Here is a 21,851-nt window from a genome sequence, read left to right on the forward strand (position 1 = left end):
GGCGCGTTATCGATTTGGTCGAATGCACGTGCTGCACCACCAAAGTGTTTTGATAATACTGTAGTGATTGCTGCTGTTAAAGTTGTTTTACCATGGTCAACGTGGCCGATTGTACCCACGTTTACGTGCGGTTTTGTACGTTCAAATTTTTCTTTAGACACGATTAAGTTTCCTCAGTAGATACCACAAGCCATTATAGCTTGTGGTTTGTTAAACAAAATTATTTTTTGCGAGCTTCAATGATTGCATCAGCAACGTTTTTCGGCGCTTCTGCATACTTCAATGGTTCCATTGAGTATGAAGCACGACCTTGAGTTTGTGAACGAAGGTCAGTTGCATAACCAAACATCTCTGAAAGTGGTACTTCTGCATTGATCTTCACAACAAATTCATTTGCTTCTTGGCCGTTAACCATCGCACGACGACGGCTTAAATCACCAATTACATCACCCACGTAGTCTGGTGGTGTTTCTACTTCTACTTTCATGATCGGCTCAAGTAGAACTGGGTTTGCTTTGTTAAATGCTGCTTTAAATGCTAAAGATGCAGCAAGTTTAAACGCAAGTTCAGATGAGTCAACATCATGGTATGAACCGAAGTGTAAACGTACACCTAAATCTACTACTGGGTAACCCGCTAATGGACCAGATTTAAGTTGTTCTTGAATACCTTTATCAACCGCTGGGATATATTCACCAGGAATTACACCACCTTTGATTTCATTCACGAACTCATAACCTGGACCTTCCGGCTCTAATGGGTATAAGTCGATAACAACATGACCATATTGACCACGACCACCAGATTGTTTTGCGTGTTTACCTTCAACATCATTCACGCGAGTACGGATTGTTTCACGGTAAGATACTTGTGGTTTACCGATGTTCGCTTCAACTTTAAATTCACGACGCATACGATCAACGATAATATCTAAGTGTAACTCACCCATACCAGAGATAATTGTTTCACCTGACTCTTCATCTGTATGAACACGGAATGAAGGGTCTTCTTGAGCAAGACGACCTAATGCAATACCCATTTTTTCTTGGTCGGCTTTCGTTTTTGGTTCAACAGCAACAGAAATTACTGGCTCTGGGAACTCCATACGCTCAAGAATGATTGGTGCATCTTGTGCACATAATGTATCACCAGTACCCACATCTTTCAAACCAATTGCTGCTGCGATATCGCCTGCACGAACTTCTTTGATTTCTTCACGTTTATTTGCGTGCATTTGTACGATACGACCAAAACGCTCACGTTTATCTTTAACAGAGTTTAATACTGTATCACCTGAATTAATCACACCAGAATAAACGCGGAAGAACGTTAAGTTACCAACAAATGGGTCTGTTGCAATTTTGAATGCAAGTGCTGCAAATGGTTCATCATCATTCGCGTGACGTTCACCTTCAGTCTCGTCAGGGTTAATCCCTTTGATTGCTGGAATATCTGTTGGTGCTGGTAAATAATCGATGACTGCATCAAGCATTGCTTGAACACCTTTATTTTTAAAGGCAGAACCACAACAAACAGGAATAATTTCGCCTGCTAATACGCGCTGACGTAAACCCGTTTTGATTTCCTCTTCAGTTAACTCTTCACCGCCAAGGTATTTTTCCATTAAGTCTTCTGAAGCTTCAGCCGCTGACTCAACTAAATTTTGACGCCATTCTTCACATGCATCTAACATATCAGCTGGAATATCTTCATAGGTAAATGTCATACCTTGATCTGCTTCATTCCAGTTAATTGCTTTCATTTTGATAAGGTCAACAACACCTTTGAAATTATCTTCTGAACCAATTGGTAATTGTAGAGGAACTGAGTTACCACCTAAACGTGTTTTGATTTGCTCAACTACACGTAAGAAGTTAGCACCTGTACGGTCCATTTTGTTTACGAAAGCAACACGTGGAACTTGGTATTTATTTGCTTGACGCCATACTGTTTCAGATTGTGGTTGAACCCCACCTACTGCACAGTAAACCATCACTGCACCGTCAAGAACACGCATAGAACGTTCTACTTCGATAGTAAAGTCAACGTGTCCTGGAGTATCGATTACATTGATACGGTGTTGTGGGTATTGTTTAGACATACCAGACCAGAATGCTGTTGTCGCTGCAGATGTGATAGTGATACCACGCTCTTGCTCTTGTTCCATCCAGTCCATAGTGGCTGCACCATCGTGCACCTCACCAAGTTTGTGACTCACACCTGTATAAAAAAGGATACGCTCGGAGGTTGTTGTCTTACCTGCGTCGATGTGAGCACTGATACCAATATTACGGTATCTTTCAATAGGGGTTGTACGTGCCATTCTTATTTCCTTGCTGGAATTAAATATGAAATTTTAAATATGTATAAGGCTTCACCACATAATTAAATGAGATGAAGCCTAAAAAACGTAGTTGCTTTAACCAATTACCAGCGGTAATGAGCAAACGCTTTGTTAGCTTCAGCCATACGGTGAACGTCTTCACGTTTTTTCACTGCTGCACCTTTGTTTTCTGATGCATCAGATAACTCGTTAGCTAAACGTAAAGCCATTGATTTGTCACCGCGTTTACGTGCAGCTTCAACAATCCAACGCATACCTAATGCGTTGCGACGAACTGGACGCACTTCAACAGGAACTTGATAAGTTGAACCACCTACACGGCGAGATTTAACCTCAACAGTAGGGCGTACATTGTCAAGCGCTGCTTCAAAAGCTTCTAACGCTTCTTTACCAGTGCGTTGTGATAAAGTATCTAATGCACTGTAAACAATTTTTTCTGCGATAGATTTTTTACCATCTACCATTAACACATTGATGAATTTTGCAAGTAATTCTGATCCGAACTTTGGATCTGGAAGAATCTTGCGTGGTTCAATACTACGACGACGTGGCATTGCGAATTTCTCCGTAATTAATCTTCAGGATTTTCCAAAACTCTACATTTTGCGATAAATATCGCCTTTTGACTGGAGTTTATGGTTTAAATAGTTTTACTAATTTAGACGTTTGGCCTTACTTAACGGAGAACCATTAAGATTTAGGACGTTTAACGCCGTATTTAGAACGACCTTGTTTACGATCTTTAACGCCAGCACAGTCTAATGCACCGCGTACAGTGTGATAACGCACACCTGGTAAGTCTTTAACACGACCGCCACGGATAAGCACAACACTGTGCTCTTGAAGGTTGTGACCTTCACCGCCGATATAAGAAGTTACTTCGTAACCGTTAGTTAAACGAATACGGCATACTTTACGTAATGCTGAGTTCGGTTTTTTAGGTGTAGTTGTGTATACACGTGTGCACACACCACGTTTCTGCGGGCAAGCCTCTAATGCAGGAACGTTACTTTTTACAACCTTTTTCACACGCGGTTTGCGTACTAGCTGGTTGATAGTTGCCATTAAAAAAGCTCCAGTATTAACAATTATTCATAAAAGAATGTTTATATTCAAAATCTATTCTATAGAAGAATAGACGCTGAATTTTAATCTTCAATAAAGATGATGTCAAGAAATAAGCAGCAACTCTTTGGAGATTGCACGTTGAGTGTGCTTTGAATTTACGATAAGAGATCGGGGGTAAATGAGCTTATAGCGCCAGTTGAGGAAAATATCTTTCTGTTAATTGCACAAACTCAAGCAGTGAGATGACAGTGATCGATGCGTGTGGCTCTATTAATGTATTGAGATGACGCGCTTGTAGATCTGGCTCTAAAATAAAAACGCGTGTATTCAATTGCTTAAATAGCATGGGGTATTTTAACGGTAGTAGCACGCCATCTTGCCATAAGACAATCACATCCTTTTCTGTTAGATGTTGAAAATATTGAGTGAGTTGTAACGTGTCATAACTTGCTTGCGAAAAGGTATAAAGCATATATCCTCTTAAAAGGTCAGTACTTTTTCTGCTTGTTGTAATTTTTCTACTAGTTCTGTACGGTCAAGTGTTTCACAGTACAGAATAAGTGGCTGCGTTTCCAATCCTACACGCGCTAAGGATTCACGACAAATATAACGCTGTTCGATGTCATATAATTCGAGTAACTTAAAAGTGCGAATAAAATCTTTTTGTAAAATACATTCTGGCTGCTGCTCGCTGAGTAAGTTAAACACGCCATCATCAAGAAAAAAAACAGCGATGTCTTCTTCATGACAAAATGCTGTTGCCGCTAATAATGCTTCTAAGCCTTCTCGACAACTTGATGTACCATGAGGCGCTGAACGGAAAACAAAAGCAAGCTTAATCATAAAGTCAATACCCGTTCTGCTTCTAAAATCGCTTTAGTAAATTCACCCAAACCCGCAAGAATAAAAGAAGATGCTAAGTTGGCTTGGTTGTGATTTGATGAGGTCTGTTCACTCACGACCCCTCGTCTTTGTGCAGCTGCAATACATAAATGTAAAGGGATGTGATATTGCTGTGCTAACGCTTGCCATGCTTTTTGTAAAGCAAACTCATCATTTGCTGGATAAACAAAGGCATTAGCAGTTGTCACGCCCTCTTGGAAGAAAAAGACTTGCGTGATTTGATGTCCTTGTTGCACGAGCGTTTGTGCAATTTGATAGGCTAAGTAGCCACCTTGTGTGCCATAAACTGACTGTGTTATACAAAGTACATAACGCATTATTTAGGCTCATCTGAATCTTGTTTAACTTGACGGATGTATAAGTAAACGGTATGACGAGAGATCGCTAAACGTTCAGCCACTAAGTTAATCGCATCTTTAATATCAAAAATGCCTTTTTCATATAAAGAAATCACAATTTGGCGATTCTTGTTATTATTCGATACCATGCGATCTGCCGTGACTTCTTCGATAGTTTTTTCTACAGTTTGTGCCACTAATTCTTCTACTGAACTAGCAAAATTTACCACTGAAGTTTCTGTCTGTTCTGAGGCAGGCATAAACGCCTGCATAAACTCTGAGACAGGCACATCTAAGTTAATGTTGATACACAATAAGCCTATAATACGCTGACTTTTATTGCGTATTGCAATTGTGACTGATTTCATTAACCCCTTACTTTTGGCACGTGTAAAGTAAGGTTTGGATACACTTTCAGTTTGCATATTATGCAATGACTTTAGCGCAAGATCCGTGATTGGTGATCCAATTTGTCGATTAGTATTATGCCCATTTGCAATACAAATCGTGGAATGTTCTAAATCCTCTAAAGAATGCAACACAATTTCACAATGACGACCAATAAGTGCGCTAACCCCATCCACTACTGCTGTATAAGAATGTAAAATGGCTTTATCATCATCTGTAAAAGGTTGTTTGTCCGTTAACATGCCCAACTCTCAATTTTTTATCATGACCGCACAGTTTGCTTAAAGCACAAAGTGCGGTCTTTTTTCAATTATTTCTTTTTCACATCAACCACTTCAACTTCAAAATAAAGTGTTGAATTTGGTGCAATTTTACCTGAGCCTTGTTCACCGTATGCTAATTCTGGTGGTAACACTAATTCAATTTTTCCACCTTTTTTGACCAGTTGTAAACCTTCAGTCCATCCAGGCACAACTTGACTTAATTGAAAAGAGACAGGATTACCACGTGAGCTATCAAATACGTCACCATTCGGTAGCTTACCCGTATAATTTACAGTCACGATATCTGTTGGCTTAATTTTTTTACCTTTACCCTGATTTTCAATACGATATAACAGACCTGATTTCGTTTGTTTTACATCAGCTTTTTTCGCAAATTCGGCACGGAAATTATCCCCTTCCTCTTTTGCTTTTTGAGCAATCTCAGCGATTTTTTTCTGTTCCGCCTGTTGAATTTTTTCTTGTACAGTTAATAACGTTTGCATTACGGCTTGGTTTGAAGCTAATTCAACTTTTCCATTCAATACATCTTCAACACCTGTTAATAAACGCGCATGATTATAGTCAATTAGTCCTTTTTGTGATTCAATGACTTCTTTCACATTTGAACCTAATAACACACCCACGGCATAAGAAGCCTCATCATTAAAACTAGGTTGCTCAGGAGCAGTTGTTGTATTCGCTAAAACAGAACCTGAAAACAGGGCACTCATCATGAGTGCGGCAACAGAAAACTTTTGAATTTTAAACATAATGTCTAATCCTTTATAATGAACAAATGAAATTTGAGTTTAAATAGGTTAAAACGGAATGGACAAATTCACAACATTTATTTGGAGTTTATCATGCAAATTGAACAAAAGTTAGAACAGCGAATTGCAGAATTAGAAATGAAAATTACATTTCAAGAGAATTTATTGGATACGCTCAATCAAGCTTTAATTGAACAACAATTTACACTGGACAAAATGCAATTACAGCTACGTTATGTGGTGAATAAATTGAAAGATGTCCAACCTTCTAATATTGCGAGTCAAGCAGAAGAAACCCCACCACCTCATTATTAGACCAATAAAAAAGTGCGGTCATTCACCGCACTTAGATTGTCTCTTTACATTAAGACTAAGCGAAATATTTTTCGAGATCTTCACTACCGCCAATATATTGACCGCCAATAAAGACTTGTGGCACGCTCGTTTTACCTGTGATTGCTCGAACAGAAATAGTACTTGCATCACGTCCTAACACAATTTCTTCAAAAGTATAGCCTTTTGCTTTGAGTAATGTTTTCGCTTTTGCACAGAAAGGGCAACCTGGTTTAGTAATGATTGATACCGAAGGTTTTGCTTTCCAGTCAGGTTTCAAGTATTTGATCATGGTGTCTGCATCAGAAACTTTGAATGGATCGCCTGGCTCTTGTGGTTCAATAAACATTTTCTCAACCACACCATTACGAACTAACATCGAATAACGCCAAGAACGTTTACCAAAACCTAAGTCTTCTTTACCGACAAGCATTCCCATGCCTTCCGTAAACTCACCATTACCATCTGGAATGACAACAACATTTTCACATTCTTGATCAGCTTTCCAAGCATTCATAACGAATGTATCATTCACAGACATACAAATAATGCTATCTACACCTAATGCTTTAAACTCACAAGCTAACTCGTTATAACGTGGTAAGTGAGTAGAAGAACAGGTTGGCGTAAATGCGCCTGGTAATGAGAACAATACGACTGTTTTATTATCAAATAACTCTGCGCTGGTGACATCAACCCATTGATCACCTTGACGAGTATGAAATGTAACTTGGGGAACTTTCTTCCCTTCCATTGTTGACATAAGAATTCTCCTATATGTTAATTAAATTTGTATACCTTGACTAACAGATATGAAATCAATCTTACTACTTTATGAATTATAGTCAAATTTATGATATAGTTTACAACAATCGGTTTGATTTTTTTAATTGTTTCTTTCGATAATGAGGTCAAAATGAATATCCGTGATTTAGAATATTTTGTCGCACTTGCAGAACATAAACATTTTCGTCGTGCCGCAGATTCCTGTCATGTCAGCCAACCTACATTAAGTGGTCAAATTCGTAAGCTAGAAGATGAATTAGGAATCATCTTACTGGAAAGAACAAGCCGTAAAGTACTTTTCACGCAATCTGGGTTACTATTAGTGGATCAAGCACGCGCTGTATTACGAGAAGTAAAACTGCTTAAAGAAATGGCAAGCAACCAAGGAAAAGATATGACGGGTCCAATACATATTGGTGTGATTCCAACGGTTGGACCTTATTTACTTCCTTATATTATGCCTGTCTTAAAAGAGGCGTTTCCTGATTTAGAATTGTTCCTTTATGAAGCACAAACGACCTCTCTATTAGAACAGCTTGAAACAGGTCATTTAGATTGTGCCATCATTGCTTCAGTACGTGAAGCAGAACCTTTTATTGAAGTCCCTATTTTTAAAGAAAAAATGTTACTTGCAGTAAGTGATGCACATAGCTGGGCAGCAGAAAAATCCATTGATATGAATAGCTTGAATGGTTACGAAATGCTCATGTTAGATGATGGTCATTGTTTGCGTGATCAAACTATTGGCTACTGTTTTAGTGCGGGTGCTAAAGAGAATATTCATTTCCAAGCAACTAGCTTAGAAACCTTACGCAATATGGTCGCTGCCAATGCAGGTATCACCTTAATGCCAGAACTGGCTGTCATCAATGATGGTAATCGAACTGGCGTAAAATACATTCCTTGTCACTCTCCCGAACCTGCACGCGATATTACCTTAGTTTATCGCCCTGGTTCACCACTACGTAACCGCTATGAAAAAATAGCCCAAACCATTAGTCTTGCAGTGAATACGATTTTAGCTGAATAGGAATCAAGAGCATATGGCAGGTGTAAGAGCATTACAAAAAGAGAAAACCAGACGGGCGTTAATTGATGCTGCATTTAATCAATTGACTGCGGAACAAAGTTTTTCTAACTTAAGTTTGCGAGAAGTCGCTCGCGAGGCAGGCATCGCCCCGACGTCTTTTTATCGCCATTTTAAAGACATGGATGAACTTGGTTTGACCATGGTTGATGAAGCGGGACTCGTTTTGCGTCAACTCATGCGTCAAGCACGTAAACGTTTAGAAAAAGGTGGAAGTGTGATTGTCATCTCAGTCGAAACCTTTTTTGAGTTTATTAATAATAACCCGAATATGTTTCGCCTGTTATTGCGTGAGAGTTCAGGAACATCACAAGCATTTCGTACCGCTACAGCACGCGAAATAAAGCACTTTGTCGATGAATTAACGGAATATATTGCTTATCGTAATCACTATTCACAACATATTGCTCATGTCCAAGCGGAAGGGATGGTCACAATTGTCTTTACCGCGGGCGCGAATGCGTTGGACATGGGGAAAATAGAGCGTGATCAATTAAAGCAACGCGTCATTTTACAGCTACGAATGTTAGCAAAAGGTGCGGAACAAATTACATCTTGAGTAGCATAAGCTAGATATATGTATGATGATCAATAAGATTCGTAACGCATTAACTTCACTCCTATCACTCTTACTCACTTTCATTGTGATGAGTATCATTGTTGATCAGATAAGAAAACCCAATGTGCCTGACAATGCCATAACTACCGCACTTGTTGACTTAGCACAACAACCCTTTTTTCTTGCGCAATTGAGTCAAACACGCCCCATGATTCTCTATTTTTGGGGAAGTTGGTGTGGTTATTGTCAGTATACCTCGCCTATCATTCATACTCTCGCACAAGAAGGTTACCCCGTAGTATCCGTCGCATTGCATTCTGGCGATAATATGAGCGTGCAAGCCTATTTAGCTCAACATCATTATGAATTTACAACAGTAAATGATCCCGATGGCACCATCGGAAAACAATGGGATGTGTCTGTGACACCGACAATCCTTGTGATTGATAAAGGGAAAATGGATTTTGCTACGACTGGGCTGACAACGTATTGGGGGATGAAAGTGCGGTTGTTTCTCGCAACGTTTTTTTAAATTTATGGTGTTGTAATAAAAGACGTAATCTGCTCTGGGAAGTCCGTAGGTAACGGACGATCGCAAATTAAGAGATCAAAGTCTGATAAATCTGCAATGTACGCTTGTTCAACTTGGTGATACTTATCATGATCAACGACTAAAATTGCTTGTTGCGTTTTTGCCATGGCTTGTTGCTTTACTTTCGCCTCTTCAAAATTGAAACATGTTACTCCTTGTTTCACATCGAGGCCTGCTGCTGAAATAAATGCGCGATTGGAACAAATCATGCTTAATTCTGATTTTGCTTGCATAGGGGTTAAGAATGCATTATGACGAGAATAGCGACCGCCACATAAAATTACGTCACAATTGGGTTTTTCTTGCAAAACAAGAAATACATTAATAGAACAGCAAAGTGCGGTAAACTTTAAATGATGATCAATCTCTGCTGCAATGAACGGGATTGTCGAACCACAATCAAAAAACACAACGTCCCCTTCTTCAACTAAACTGGCTGCTAATTTACCCAGTTTCATTTTTTCCGTCGTATTTTTACCTTGATGCTCAAAAATTTGATACTGCTTTCGACTTTGTTTTTTAGGATCTTTAACGATATAACCACCTAATAAAATAATTGAGCTTGCACAGGAACTCAGATCTCGGCGAATAGTCATTTCTGACACATTTAAAATTTCTGCCGCTTCTCGCAAGTGAATTTTGTCCATTTGCTTCAATAAAAATTCCAATTTTTGAATACGAGAAGTCATCTTTTCCATAGCAAGCTCAATCATTTATTAATAGGTACTACTTACATCCTGTAAACCGTTAATAATTGCAATCCCTGCACTTGCGCCAATACGAGTTGCCCCCGCTTTAATCATTGCTACAGCTGTCTCCGTATCGCGCACCCCGCCAGACGCTTTCACTCCAATGTCGCCCACGGTTTGTTTCATCAGAGCAACATCTTCCACCGTTGCACCACCACTGTTGAAACCTGTTGACGTTTTTACAAACGCCACATTTAATTGTTTACAAATTTCACATGCTTTCACAATTTCTTCTTTGCTCAGTAAGCATGTTTCTAAAATCACTTTCAATGGCGTCCCTGCACAAGCCGTTAATACAGCTGCGATATCCGCTTCTACTGCATCCCATTTATTTGACTTGATTAAGCCAACATTGATTACCATATCAATTTCGTCAGCGCCCGCTTGAATTGCCTCGCGGGTTTCAAATGCTTTAACAGAACTTAAATTCGCACCAAGTGGAAAGCCTACTACTGTACAGATTTTCACGTCTGTTCCCGCTAACTTTTCTTTTGCTAATGGAATGTAGCCAGAGTTAATGCATACAGACCAAAATCTATTCTCAATTGCTTCATCGCATAATTTGAGAATATCTTGTTCTGTTTTTTCTGCGGTTAGCGCCGTATGATCGATAAATTGTGCAATTTCTTTTGCGTTCATGTCTAATCCTTAATAACAACTTGTATATAAAATAAACCATGTGAATATATTATACACTAAAATTATAACAAAAATGTGATGAAGATAACAAAAAAATTTTTTAATGTGAGAAAAGTCACATTTAATGCAGCATTCTAGTTCGTTTTTAAACGTTGGCGAGTAAGCGATATCAAGATAATTTAATCAAAATCATCCAATTCACATCTTGTTGAAGAGAAAAACAGAGTTACACGTAAAATACTTAAACACAACCAATATAAAATCCATTACAATATTCAGAATATTAACCAACAGAGGACATATTATGATTATCGTAACTGGCGGTGCTGGATTTATTGGGAGTAACATTGTCAAAGCCTTAAATGACTTAGGACGTACTGATATTTTAGTGGTAGATAATTTAAAAGATGGAACGAAATTTGCGAATTTAGTGGATCTTGATATTGCAGATTATTGTGATAAAGAAGACTTTATTGCGTCGATTATTGCAGGGGATGACTTGGGTGATATCGATGTTGTTTTCCATGAAGGTGCTTGCTCTGCTACAACAGAGTGGGACGGTAAATATATGATGCAAAACAACTATGAATATTCAAAAGAATTACTACATTATTGTTTAGACCGTGAAATTCCGTTCTTCTATGCGTCATCTGCTGCTACCTATGGTGACAAAACAGCGTTTCGTGAAGAACGCGAATTTGAGGCACCATTAAATGTATACGGGTATTCAAAATTCTTGTTTGACCAATATGTACGTGCCATTTTACCTGAAGCAAATTCGCCAGTATGTGGCTTCCGTTATTTCAATGTATATGGTCCACGCGAAAACCACAAAGGCTCCATGGCAAGTGTGGCATTCCACTTAAATAACCAAATTTTAAAAGGCGAAAATCCAAAATTATTTGCGGGTAGCGAAGGTTTTCGTCGTGATTTTGTGTATGTAGGCGATGTCGCTGCTGTGAATATTTGGTGCTGGCAAAACCACATTTCAGGCATTTATAACTTAGGTACGGGTAATGCGGAATCATTCAAAGAAGTGGCAAAAGCCGTCGTGAAATTCCATGGTAAAACGGAAGCAGATATTGAAACTATTCCTTTCCCAGACCATCTGAAAAGCCGTTATCAAGAATACACTCAAGCGAATTTAGAAAAATTACGCGCAACAGGTTATGACAAGCCTTTCAAAACTGTTGCAGAAGGGGTAGCAGAATATCTGGCGTGGTTAAATCGTAAATAATTTCTGGTCAATTTCCCCTAATAAACAACGTGCGGTTAACATATTTAATTTTTTAACCGCACTTTTTATTATAACAAACTCAACACGGCTTCTTTGGTGATTGCATAACCACTTTTTAAAATAAAGAGGCTTAAAATCAAACTCGCCACGGCATCAACCCATATCCAACCAAACAAAAGCAAACTCAATCCCGCCACAATGGCGACAATCGACCCCAATAAATCTGCTAACACATGTAAATACGCGGCACGAAGATTCAAATTATGCTGATCGCCTTTCAACATGAACCATGCAACTAAGGCATTAACCACCAATCCCATTACTGCCACAAGCAGCATAGGTAAGGATTGAATGGTTTGTGGATGTTGCCAACGTTCAATCGCCTCCCAAATAATGTATAACGCCACGACGATCAACGACAACCCATTCAACACCGCAATACGTTGTTGGTTTTTTTCACTCAAATACAGTGCAATCAACGCAATCAGCAAAGCAAAACTGTCATTTGCCATATGCCCTGCGTCTGCCATTAGTGCTAAACTGTTAAAATAGTAACCGCTTAAAAATTCAATCACCATAAAACTGGTAATCAGTAACACGCTGATAAGCAAGACTTGGCGATTGTCAGTATGCACATGCCGAGATTTATGGGCATGCCCATGAGGAGAATGTTGGTGTGACATAATGCTTTCCTTTTATCCGCTACTTTCATTACAATGGTAAAGTCTGTAGCAACTACAAGGTCAAGCCATATGACAACGTTTTTCAAAATAAATGAATTAAGTCAGAAAGTGGGCATTCACCGTGAAACCATTCGTTATTATGAAAAAATTGGTCTACTTTCCCAACCACAACGAACGGCAAGTGGTTATCGTTTATATGATGAAAGTGCGCTGCAATGTTTAACATTTATTAAAAGCTGTCGTACTCTGGGCTTAAGTCTAGAAGAAATAAAACAGCTTTATCAAATACAAACGACTCCTCAAGCTGATTGCCAAGATGCAGATGAAATGATCCAACATCATTTACAACAAGTGCAAAGCAAAATTCGTCAGCTAAAAAAAATAGAAAAACTGTTAAAAAAGATGGCGCATTGCGGCAAGCATAATGTTGAACAATGTAATGTGATGATAGGATTGCGTCCCAATAACCTCTAAAAAGTGCGGTAAAATCATATAATTATTCTACCGCACGTTTCGACTCTATTAAGGCTATTTAATTTGAGTTTCGATCACTCCCCCACCAAGACAAACTTCCCCTTGGTAGAAAACAGCAGATTGACCTGGTGTGACGGCAATTTGAGGTTCATCAAACACCACGCGAATTGTTTCATCGTCGATAGGCTGAATTTCACAAGGGATATCTTCCTGACGATAACGGGTTTTGACAGTGCAGCGCAAAGGCTGACGAATCACTTGGCGATCGACCCAATGTAACTGACTTGCAATCAGACCAGAAGAAAGCAATGCAGAGTTATCATGCCCCTGAGCAACCACTAATACATTGTTCACTAAATCTTTTTCTACGACGTAAAATGGGTCTTCACTCATTCCTTTTATGCCACCGATGCCCAAGCCTTTGCGTTGTCCAAGGGTGTGATACATTAAACCATCGTGACGTCCTACAACAACCCCATCAACCGTTTTGATTTCCCCTGGTTGAGCTGGCAAATAGCGTGCAAGAAAATCTTTAAATTTGCGTTCGCCGATAAAACAAATGCCAGTTGAGTCTTTCTTCTTCGCAGTAATTAAACCAAGATCTTCGGCGATCGCACGCACAATGGGCTTTTCAATTTCACCAACGGGAAATAAACTTTGTGCCACTTGATCTTTGCTTAAGGTATATAAGAAATAACTTTGATCTTTGTTGTTATCTAAGCCCCGCAATAATTGGCATTCACCATCTTTTTCGCCACGACGTACATAATGACCCGTCGCAATATAATCAGCCCCTAAATCTTCTGCTGCGTACTCTAAAAAGGCTTTGAATTTGATCTCTTTGTTACACAAAATATCTGGGTTTGGTGTGCGCCCAGCTTTGTATTCTTGTAAGAAATGTTCAAATACATTATCCCAATATTCTGCGGCAAAATTGATTTTATGTAATTTGATGCCCAATTTATCGCAGACTGCTTGTGCATCGGCTAAGTCTGCCGCCGCAGTACAATAATCGGTGTCGTCATCTTCTTCCCAGTTTTTCATAAACAAGCCTTCCACTTGGTAGCCTTGTTGTTGAAGAATAAAAGCAGAAACAGAAGAATCTACACCACCAGACATGCCACAGATGACTTTCTTCTTGCTATTTTCACTCAGCTGTTCTGTACTTAACGGAGGGAAATAGGTATCGTAAGTTTTTGATTTCATAGTTATTTCTTTGTATTAATTGATTTCATTATCAAAATAAGAAGACAATCGGGGCGTTGCATCTTCTGATCTCATACAACGCCCCTAATTCTAAATGTCAATTATCAATCGTTGATCATTGAAACTATTTTACTTCATAAAAATGCGGTTCGTTTTTCGCAAATTTTTCATTATATTCTTTCTGTGCGTCTGCATCGCCCGCCTCTAATTTGGCTTTCAGATTATCACAAGGCTCTTCACAGTCACATACTTTCTTTAATCCTAATGCAGAAATCCCACCACAACTCCCTGCAATTGTCTTTTTCTTAAAAATATAACCGATAGCCATCCCAGCAATCACGAGTAAAAAAATTCCAAATGTAATGAAAAACAGTTCCATACTCTTATCCTTAGTGTTGACTCTCTAATAACTGTTTAAATGCAGAAGACATTTTTGCCTCAAATCCTTTGTCTGTTTTCATAATCAAATAGACAAATAAATGATACTTTTCTGCCACTTCCAATGCTTTCTCTTCTCCTAATACATATAACCCTGTCGATAACCCATCTGCTGTCATTGTTGAGTCCGCCAATACGGTAATCGATGCTAAACGGTGTTCAATTGGATAACCAGTCTTCGGATCAATTTCATGGGAAAAACGACGCCCATTTTCTTCAAAATAGTTACGATAGTTACCAGATGTCGCCATGGCAAAATTACGCAAGCCAATAATTTGCGAGACCGCGCGTGAGCCATCGAAACTCGGTTTTTCAATCGCAATTTGCCAATCTTTGCCTTCGATATTGTTTCCGTTAGCTCGTACCTCACCACCGATTTCAACCAAATAATCAGCAACACCCTGTGAGGCAATATAGCTCGCTACTTGATCTACACCAAATCCTTTCGCAATAGAAGAAAGATCGATATACAATTGTGGCACCATTTTTTGTAGAAAGAACTTACCGTCTTGCTGCGTTAGCTTTAATTTTTCAATTCCTACCCAAGCTTTACGTTTTTCAACTTGTTCTTCAATAGACTCTTGCGAATTACGTTTCTCAGGACCAAATCCCCATAAATTCACAATTGGACCGATAGTAACATCTAACGCGCCTTCTGTGACACGATTTAAACGAATCGACTCAGCTAATACTGTGGCTAAATCAGCAGAAATTTCGATCGGTGAATCCGTCTGTGTGCTCTGATTGAACAAGCTCAACTCAGAAGTCGCAATGTAAGTTGACATTTTATTATTAACGTCTCTCAACACCGATTCAATTCCTTTATGCATATTGGTCGCACTGACCTTCAGCTCTCCATGATCAATATATTTTACACTATAGGTTGTCCCCATCGTTTTGCCAGTTAAGGTCACCATTTCAGGTGCTTTATTGCAAGCGAGTAAGAGCAACGTACTGAATGCAACAATTGTACAAGTTATAATAGGTTTTATTTTCACGTGAATTCCTTTATTTTAAAAAGTTTGCAAGTTTGGATTCTGTTATACATTAAACGCCAAAATTTCAAATTTTCCTCAATAGAAGAGCGGTCAGAATTTACAATATTTCGTAAAATCCGACCGCACTTTAAGCCTGTTAAGATGTATATGTATTAACCACCGAAATCATCTAACAAGATGTTTTCGTCTTCAACACCAAGATCTTTTAACATCTTAATGACTGACGCATTCATGATTGGTGGTCCACACATATAGTATTCACAATCTTCAGGTGCTTCATGATTTTTCAAGTAGTTTTCATAAAGCACATTGTGAATGAAGCCTGTGTAGCCATCCCAGTTATCACCTGGTTGTGGATCAGAAAGCGCTACGTGCCATACGAAGTTATCGTTTTCAGCTTGTAACGTATCAAAATCTTCCACATAGAACATTTCACGTTTAGAACGCGCACCATACCAGAATGACATCTTACGTTTTGATTTCAAACGTTTTAATTGGTCAAAGATATGTGAACGCATTGGCGCCATACCTGCACCACCACCGATGAAGACCATTTCTGCATCAGTATCTTTCGCGAAGAATTCACCGAATGGACCCGAAATTGTCACTTTATCCCCTGCTTTTAATGACCAAATGTAAGATGACATTTGACCTGGAGGTGCATCAGGGTTATTTGGTGGAGGCGTTGCAATACGCACGTTAAGCATAATGATGCCTTTCTCTTCTGGATAAGAAGCCATTGAGTAAGCACGAATAATATGCTCATCCACTTTAGACACATAACGCCATAAGTTATATTTATTCCAGTCTTCGTGGTATTCTTCAGGAATATCGAAATCTTTATAGTTAACCACATGTGGATCAGCTTCGATTTGGATATAACCACCTGCGCGGAATGGGACTTCTTCGCCTTCAGGAATTGCCAATTTAAGTTCTTTGATGAAGGTTGCTTTGTTATCGTTAGAGATAACTGTACATTCCCATTTTTTCACACCAAATACTTCTTCTGGTAATTCTACTTTCATGCTGTTTTTCACATTCACTTGGCAAGAAAGGCGATAACCTTCTTTTGCTTCGCGTTTTGAAATGTGTGAAAGTTCAGTTGGAAGAATATCACCACCACCTTCAGTTACTTTCACTAAGCATTGACCACAAGAGCCACCGCCGCCACAAGCTGAAGAGACGAAGATACCTTTACTTGCTAACGCACCTAATAATTTTCCACCCGCTGGCAAGTGAATTGCTTTGCTAGGATCGTCGTTAATTTCAATTGTAATGTCACCTGAGTTTACGAGTTTTGACTTAGCAAATAAGATAATAACTGTTAAAGCCAAAACGATAACGGTGAACATTGCAATACCAAGAGTAATTTCCATTCTGTATCCCCTTTCTTACAACTGAATACCTGAGAATGACATAAAACCAAGTGCCATCAAGCCAACCGTGATGAAGGTAATCCCTAAACCACGTAAACCTGCTGGAACATCAGCATATTTCATTTTTTCAGTAATTCCTGCAAGTGCCACAATCGCTAACATCCAACCTGTACCAGCACCAACACCGTATACAACAGATTCTGCGAAGTTATAGTCACGTTGCACCATAAATGATACACCACCGAAAATCGCACAGTTTACGGTAATGAGTGGTAAGAAGATCCCGAGTGCGTTATAAAGTGCAGGGAAATACTTATCAAGCACCATTTCAAGAATTTGAACTAATGCGGCAATGACACCGATGAAAGTAATGAAGTTTAAGAAACTTAAATCAATACCTTCCACTAATGCGCTGTCTTTTAAAATATGTGCATAAACTAATTGGTTTACGGGTACAGAAATCCCTAATACGACGATTACCGCAATACCTAGACCAAATGCAGTTGACACTTTTTTCGATACCGCAAGGAATGTACACATCCCTAAGAAGAATGAAAGTGCCATATTTTCGATAAATACAGATTTAACGAAAAGGCTAATATAATGTTCCATAGACTATTTCTCCACCTGCTCTGGTTTTAAGGTACGGATACCCCAAATAATAAAACCGATAATAAAGAATGCACTCGGTGCAAGTAGGAATAAACCATTTGTTTGATACCAACCACCATCTTGGATAGTTTGGAAAACCGTCATACCAAATAATTTACCTGAACCAATTAATTCACGGATAAATGCAACTGAAACTAAGATTGCACCATAGCCTAAACCGTTACCAATACCGTCCACAAAACTTTCTACTGGTTCTGATTTCATTGCAAATGCTTCTGCACGCCCCATTACGATACAGTTTGTAATAATCAAACCAACGAAAACAGAAAGTTGTTTTGATAAACCGTATGCATAAGCACGTAAGATTTGGTCAACTAAGATTACCAATGATGCGATGATCGCCATTTGAACGATAATACGCACGCTATTTGGAATATAGTTACGAATCAATGAAATAAATAAGTTAGAGAAAGCTGTTACGAAGGTTACCGCTAAGGTCATTACCACCGCAGTTTCTAACTTTGTGGTCACCGCTAAAGCAGAACAAATACCTAAGATCTGCAATGCGATTGGGTTGTTGTCCATAATTGGAGATAACAACAAGCCTTTTAACTTTTTAGTATCAGCCATTGTTCAACACTCCTGCTTTAAGTTTTGCTAAGAAAGGACCGAAACCTTTTTGACCTAACCAGAACTTAAATGAATTATTCACACCGTTACTGGTTAATGTCGAACCTGAAATTGCATCAATACCGTGTTCAGCATTTGCTGATGCCCCTTTACCAACGAATAAACCAATTTGGTTATCCGCTGTGTAAAGTTTTTTACCTGGGAATTGTGCTTGCCATTTCGGGTTTTCGATTTCACCACCCAATCCTGGGGTTTCACCTTGATCGTAGTAAGTAATGCCGTTTACCGTGTTACCATCTGGTTGAACTGACATAAAGCCGTACATGACAGACCATAAACCCGTACCATAGAATGGTAAAACAACTTGAGTCACATTACCTGCATCGTCTTTCACTAAATACACTTCAGCAAAGTTTGCACGTACACGAATGTTCGCGACATCATCTTCCGCTGAAAGTTGTGTGCTTTGCGCAGGATCTTTTACTGCTTTTGCCGCATCAAAACCTGGTTGAACGGGTGCAAAATCACCTGTATTTAGGTCAACTAAGCGAGCTTCAATATTTTTTGCGTAGATGGTTTTGATTTCACTTGTTTTCGTGCCTTCTTTCAATAAACCAGCAACACTTAAAATATTTTTTTGCTTATCTAATTCTTTTTGTTCAACTTGAGTCGGTTTGAGTAATACCGCAGAACCAGCCACGATAATAGAACAAACTAAACTCAATAACACAATGACGAGAAGTGTTCCGCCAACGCTATCTTTATTCTTAAACATTGCGAGCTCTCCGACGTTTAATATTGGCTTGAACCACTAAGTAATCAAATACTGGTGCGAACAAGTTAGCAAATAAGATCGCTAACATCATCCCTTCTGGGTATGCTGGGTTAACGACACGAATTAACACTGCCATTGCACCAATTAAGATACCGTACCACCATTTACCTTTGTTAGTGAACGCTGCTGAAACAGGGTCTGTTGCCATAAAGAACATACCAAGCGCGAAACCACCTAACACTAAGTGCCAATACCAAGGCATTGCAAATAATGGATTTGTCTCTGAACCAATAAAATTAAAGAGTGTTGATACCGCAACCATACCGATCATGACACCAGCGATGATACGCCAAGATGCAATACGTGCGAATACAATCACAGCAGCACCAATTAATAATGCAAGCGTTGAAACTTCACCGATAGAACCAGGGATATTACCAATGAATGCATCCATCCAAGTGATTGGCTGACCAGTTACAACGTGTTTTAAGCCTGCTTCACCACCAACTGCCCATTGTGAAAGTGCGGTTGCGCCTGAGAAACCATCTGCTGCAACCCAAACCGCATCACCTGAGATTTGAGCTGGGTAAGCGAAGAACAAGAATGCACGTGCAGCTAATGCTGGGTTCATAAAGTTTTTACCTACACCACCAAAGATTTCTTTTGCAACAACAACACCGAAAGTGGTTGCTAATGCAGCTTGCCATAATGGTAATGTTGGCGGCACGATTAATGCTAAAAGAATCGAGGTTACGAAGAAACCTTCATTAATCTCGTGCTTACGAACCATCGCGAATAATACTTCCCAGAAACCACCCACTAAGAATACCGTTAAGTAAATTGGTAAGAAGTATGTTGCACCTAACAACATTTTGCTCGCCCAACCTGCTGATGCGGTTAAATCTGCACCTAATGCGTTGCTTAACGCATATTGCCAGTTATTTGCGATTGATTGTTGTAATGTACCTAATGCATCTGTTGCTAAAATCGCTTGTGCACCCACGTTATACATTCCGTAGAACATCGCTGGGAACAATGCAAGCCAGACTAGCACCATCATACGTTTTGAATCTAACGCATCACGCACATGAGAAGCTTTGTGCGTTACTGTGCCTGGCGTATATAAGAAAGTTGCAGTTGCTTCAAACAACGCATACCATTTTTCATATTTACCGCCAGGTAAAAACGCAGGTTCAATTTTCTCTAAAAAATGTTTTAAACCCATTTTTAACCTTCCTTCTCGATCTTATCTAAAGCTTGACGTAAGAGCGCACCGTATTCATTTTTGCCTGGGCAAACAAACGTACACAGCGCTAAATCTTCTTCATCTAACTCTAAACAGCCTAATGCTTGAGCAGAATCGGTATCACCAGACGCTAAGTCTCGTAACAATAATGTTGGAATAATATCCAATGGCATAACACGTTCGTAAGCACCGATTGGTACCATCGCACGCTCACCACCGTTTACTGCGGTTGTAAAATTGAATAATTTCTTAGAGAAGTGGCCTAATACCGTGCGAGAAACTGAGAATTTATTCGCACCTGGCATAATCCAACCAAGGAACTCTTTCTCACGGCCTTCTTCAATCACAGAGACTTGTAATGCGTAACGACCTAAATAATCTACTGGTCCACATGCTTTCGCACCGCTTAATACAGAACCAGAAATCACACGATTTTCACCGTCTTTTAATTCGTTTGCAGTGAGTTGAGATAAGTTAGCACCGACTACTGTACGTACTAATGCTGGATTTTTCACTTGAGGGCCAGCTAACGCAACTACGCGTGTCACATCAAGCTCACCCGTGGTGAATAATTTACCCATAGCAATCACGTCTTGGTAATTTACATACCAAACAAATTTCGTTGCACTAACTGGATCAATAAAGTGAATGTGTGTACCACTTAATCCTGCAGGATGTGGACCCGCAAATTCTTTCAATTCAACATTTGCGATATTCACATTTGGAACAGATGCGCCCGCGGCTTTACAAAGATACACTTTACCTTCATGTAAACGACTCAATACGGTTAAACCATTTAAGAAATCTGCTCCACGTGATTGTAGGATAACTTGAGGATCCGCGGCTAATGGATTGGTATCCATCGCATTCACGAAAATTGACGCGGGTACCGCATCAACTGCGGGCACTTTGCTGAAAGGACGGGTACGAAGTGCGGTCCATAATCCTGAAGTTTGTAAATTTTGACGAACTTGCTCTGAAGTAAGCTGTGTTAATTGCTCTGTCGAATATTTTTCAAATGTGATCTGATCATCACCTTCGACTTTAATTACAACAGATTGTAAAACACGCTTAGCACCACGATTAATCGCAGTTACAGTACCACTTGCAGGTGCAGTAAACATCACGCCTGGGTTCTTTTTGTCTTCAAAAAGCACCTGACCCTTTTTCACTACATCACCTTCGCGAACCTTCATCGAAGGACGCATTCCCACATACTCTTCACCAAGCAAAGCAACTTCGGTGATAGCATTGCCATCACGGATTACTTGCTCTGGCTTCCCTGCAATAGGAAGATCCAAGCCTTTTTTAATCGTAATCATATTGTTTGCACTACT

Annotated in this window: 28 protein-coding genes; 6 read left to right on the forward strand and 22 right to left on the reverse strand. The window is 39.3% G+C overall.

The window, feature by feature from the left end; all coding sequences use genetic code 11:
• The 9 genes from ACWIT3_RS08065 to ACWIT3_RS08105 form a co-directional block, all read right to left on the reverse strand.
• The coding region (locus ACWIT3_RS08065; RefSeq protein WP_457162299.1) for a GTP-binding protein at positions 1-161 on the reverse strand (161 nt) is incomplete at its 3' end.
• A gap of 59 nt (positions 162-220) precedes the next feature.
• Complete coding sequence (gene fusA, locus ACWIT3_RS08070) at positions 221-2,323, reverse strand: elongation factor G (protein WP_457162228.1); 2,103 nt, start codon at positions 2,321-2,323, stop codon at positions 221-223.
• A 104-nt stretch (positions 2,324-2,427) separates the two neighbouring features.
• Complete coding sequence (rpsG, locus tag ACWIT3_RS08075) at positions 2,428-2,898, reverse strand: 30S ribosomal protein S7 (RefSeq protein WP_046339161.1); 471 nt, start codon at positions 2,896-2,898, stop codon at positions 2,428-2,430.
• A 136-nt stretch (positions 2,899-3,034) separates the two neighbouring features.
• Positions 3,035-3,409, reverse strand: coding sequence for a 30S ribosomal protein S12 (rpsL, locus tag ACWIT3_RS08080; protein ID WP_005717858.1), 375 nt, complete (start codon positions 3,407-3,409; stop codon positions 3,035-3,037).
• Between the two features lie 187 nt (positions 3,410-3,596).
• Positions 3,597-3,884: a DsrH/TusB family sulfur relay protein gene (locus ACWIT3_RS08085; RefSeq protein WP_457162229.1), complete on the reverse strand. Its 288-nt coding sequence runs from the start codon at positions 3,882-3,884 to the stop codon at positions 3,597-3,599.
• 8 nt (positions 3,885-3,892) lie between these two features.
• Positions 3,893-4,252 carry a sulfurtransferase complex subunit TusC gene (gene tusC / locus ACWIT3_RS08090; RefSeq protein WP_457162300.1) on the reverse strand — a complete coding sequence of 120 codons (360 nt, stop codon included), beginning with the start codon at positions 4,250-4,252 and terminating at the stop codon, positions 3,893-3,895.
• Positions 4,252-4,632: a sulfurtransferase complex subunit TusD gene (gene tusD / locus ACWIT3_RS08095; RefSeq protein ID WP_046339164.1), complete on the reverse strand. Its 381-nt coding sequence runs from the start codon at positions 4,630-4,632 to the stop codon at positions 4,252-4,254. Before tusD ends, tusC begins: the two co-directional genes overlap by 1 nt.
• Positions 4,632-5,303 carry a helix-turn-helix transcriptional regulator gene (locus ACWIT3_RS08100; RefSeq protein WP_457162230.1) on the reverse strand — a complete coding sequence of 224 codons (672 nt, stop codon included), beginning with the start codon at positions 5,301-5,303 and terminating at the stop codon, positions 4,632-4,634. The genes tusD and ACWIT3_RS08100 overlap by 1 nt, the downstream gene beginning before the upstream one ends.
• A 68-nt stretch (positions 5,304-5,371) precedes the next feature.
• Entirely contained in the window at positions 5,372-6,094 is a 723-nt protein-coding gene (locus ACWIT3_RS08105) for an FKBP-type peptidyl-prolyl cis-trans isomerase (RefSeq protein WP_457162231.1), read from the reverse strand.
• 93 nt (positions 6,095-6,187) lie between these two features.
• Between ACWIT3_RS08105 and ACWIT3_RS08110 the strand changes: the two genes are divergently transcribed.
• On the forward strand, positions 6,188-6,409 hold the full coding sequence (locus ACWIT3_RS08110; RefSeq protein WP_046339167.1) for a SlyX family protein: 222 nt from the start codon (positions 6,188-6,190) through the stop codon (positions 6,407-6,409).
• A gap of 55 nt (positions 6,410-6,464) precedes the next feature.
• On the opposite strand, the gene ACWIT3_RS08115 is transcribed toward ACWIT3_RS08110, so the two are convergent.
• Positions 6,465-7,190 (reverse strand): glutathione peroxidase, encoded by a 726-nt coding sequence (locus ACWIT3_RS08115; RefSeq protein ID WP_457162232.1) that lies wholly within the window; start codon positions 7,188-7,190, stop codon positions 6,465-6,467.
• A gap of 153 nt (positions 7,191-7,343) precedes the next feature.
• On the opposite strand from ACWIT3_RS08115, the gene oxyR reads away from it, so the two are divergent.
• From oxyR to ACWIT3_RS08130, 3 genes are read left to right on the forward strand one after another with little or no spacing between them, the layout of a single operon-like run.
• Positions 7,344-8,243: a DNA-binding transcriptional regulator OxyR gene (gene oxyR / locus ACWIT3_RS08120; protein WP_457162233.1), complete on the forward strand. Its 900-nt coding sequence runs from the start codon at positions 7,344-7,346 to the stop codon at positions 8,241-8,243.
• 13 nt (positions 8,244-8,256) lie between these two features.
• A complete protein-coding gene (fabR, locus tag ACWIT3_RS08125) occupies positions 8,257-8,859 on the forward strand; it encodes an HTH-type transcriptional repressor FabR (RefSeq protein WP_457162234.1) in 603 nt (200 codons plus the stop codon).
• A gap of 22 nt (positions 8,860-8,881) precedes the next feature.
• Positions 8,882-9,391 carry a protein disulfide oxidoreductase gene (locus ACWIT3_RS08130; RefSeq protein WP_457162235.1) on the forward strand — a complete coding sequence of 170 codons (510 nt, stop codon included), beginning with the start codon at positions 8,882-8,884 and terminating at the stop codon, positions 9,389-9,391.
• A gap of 2 nt (positions 9,392-9,393) precedes the next feature.
• Here ACWIT3_RS08130 and deoR read toward each other — a convergent pair whose 3' ends face one another.
• Positions 9,394-10,149, reverse strand: coding sequence for a DNA-binding transcriptional repressor DeoR (deoR, locus tag ACWIT3_RS08135; protein ID WP_457162236.1), 756 nt, complete (start codon positions 10,147-10,149; stop codon positions 9,394-9,396).
• 18 nt (positions 10,150-10,167) lie between these two features.
• The gene (deoC, locus tag ACWIT3_RS08140) at positions 10,168-10,839 is read right to left on the reverse strand and encodes a deoxyribose-phosphate aldolase (protein ID WP_457162237.1); all 672 of its coding nucleotides are present in this window, start codon (positions 10,837-10,839) and stop codon (positions 10,168-10,170) included.
• 304 nt (positions 10,840-11,143) lie between these two features.
• Between deoC and rfaD the strand changes: the two genes are divergently transcribed.
• Positions 11,144-12,076: an ADP-glyceromanno-heptose 6-epimerase gene (rfaD, locus tag ACWIT3_RS08145; RefSeq protein ID WP_457162238.1), complete on the forward strand. Its 933-nt coding sequence runs from the start codon at positions 11,144-11,146 to the stop codon at positions 12,074-12,076.
• 68 nt (positions 12,077-12,144) lie between these two features.
• On the opposite strand, the gene ACWIT3_RS08150 is transcribed toward rfaD, so the two are convergent.
• Positions 12,145-12,759, reverse strand: a complete 615-nt coding sequence (locus ACWIT3_RS08150) for a cation diffusion facilitator family transporter (RefSeq protein WP_457162239.1) — start codon at positions 12,757-12,759, stop codon at positions 12,145-12,147.
• A 69-nt stretch (positions 12,760-12,828) separates the two neighbouring features.
• On the opposite strand from ACWIT3_RS08150, the gene ACWIT3_RS08155 reads away from it, so the two are divergent.
• Positions 12,829-13,233, forward strand: a complete 405-nt coding sequence (locus tag ACWIT3_RS08155) for a MerR family transcriptional regulator (protein ID WP_457162240.1) — start codon at positions 12,829-12,831, stop codon at positions 13,231-13,233.
• Between the two features lie 54 nt (positions 13,234-13,287).
• Here ACWIT3_RS08155 and mnmA read toward each other — a convergent pair whose 3' ends face one another.
• The 9 genes from mnmA to ACWIT3_RS08200 all read right to left on the reverse strand — a co-directional run bounded on the left by mnmA (position 13,288) and on the right by ACWIT3_RS08200 (position 21,836).
• Positions 13,288-14,439 carry a tRNA 2-thiouridine(34) synthase MnmA gene (gene mnmA, locus ACWIT3_RS08160; protein WP_457162241.1) on the reverse strand — a complete coding sequence of 384 codons (1,152 nt, stop codon included), beginning with the start codon at positions 14,437-14,439 and terminating at the stop codon, positions 13,288-13,290.
• 124 nt (positions 14,440-14,563) lie between these two features.
• Positions 14,564-14,818 (reverse strand): (Na+)-NQR maturation NqrM, encoded by a 255-nt coding sequence (nqrM, locus tag ACWIT3_RS08165; protein ID WP_457162242.1) that lies wholly within the window; start codon positions 14,816-14,818, stop codon positions 14,564-14,566.
• A 10-nt stretch (positions 14,819-14,828) separates the two neighbouring features.
• Positions 14,829-15,869, reverse strand: coding sequence for an FAD:protein FMN transferase (locus ACWIT3_RS08170; protein WP_457162301.1), 1,041 nt, complete (start codon positions 15,867-15,869; stop codon positions 14,829-14,831).
• A 158-nt stretch (positions 15,870-16,027) separates the two neighbouring features.
• The gene (gene nqrF / locus ACWIT3_RS08175; RefSeq protein ID WP_457162243.1) at positions 16,028-17,251 is read right to left on the reverse strand and encodes an NADH:ubiquinone reductase (Na(+)-transporting) subunit F; all 1,224 of its coding nucleotides are present in this window, start codon (positions 17,249-17,251) and stop codon (positions 16,028-16,030) included.
• A 15-nt stretch (positions 17,252-17,266) separates the two neighbouring features.
• Complete coding sequence (gene nqrE, locus ACWIT3_RS08180) at positions 17,267-17,863, reverse strand: NADH:ubiquinone reductase (Na(+)-transporting) subunit E (RefSeq protein ID WP_457162244.1); 597 nt, start codon at positions 17,861-17,863, stop codon at positions 17,267-17,269.
• 3 nt (positions 17,864-17,866) lie between these two features.
• Positions 17,867-18,493, reverse strand: a complete 627-nt coding sequence (locus tag ACWIT3_RS08185) for an NADH:ubiquinone reductase (Na(+)-transporting) subunit D (protein ID WP_049214743.1) — start codon at positions 18,491-18,493, stop codon at positions 17,867-17,869.
• Complete coding sequence (locus ACWIT3_RS08190; RefSeq protein ID WP_457162245.1) at positions 18,486-19,268, reverse strand: Na(+)-translocating NADH-quinone reductase subunit C; 783 nt, start codon at positions 19,266-19,268, stop codon at positions 18,486-18,488. Before ACWIT3_RS08190 ends, ACWIT3_RS08185 begins: the two co-directional genes overlap by 8 nt.
• Positions 19,261-20,493, reverse strand: a complete 1,233-nt coding sequence (locus tag ACWIT3_RS08195; RefSeq protein WP_457162246.1) for an NADH:ubiquinone reductase (Na(+)-transporting) subunit B — start codon at positions 20,491-20,493, stop codon at positions 19,261-19,263. Before ACWIT3_RS08195 ends, ACWIT3_RS08190 begins: the two co-directional genes overlap by 8 nt.
• A 2-nt stretch (positions 20,494-20,495) precedes the next feature.
• Positions 20,496-21,836, reverse strand: coding sequence for a Na(+)-translocating NADH-quinone reductase subunit A (locus ACWIT3_RS08200; RefSeq protein ID WP_457162247.1), 1,341 nt, complete (start codon positions 21,834-21,836; stop codon positions 20,496-20,498).
• Positions 21,837-21,851 lie beyond the last annotated feature (15 nt).

The sequence above is a fragment of the Pasteurella sp. P03HT genome (assembly GCF_054052285.1).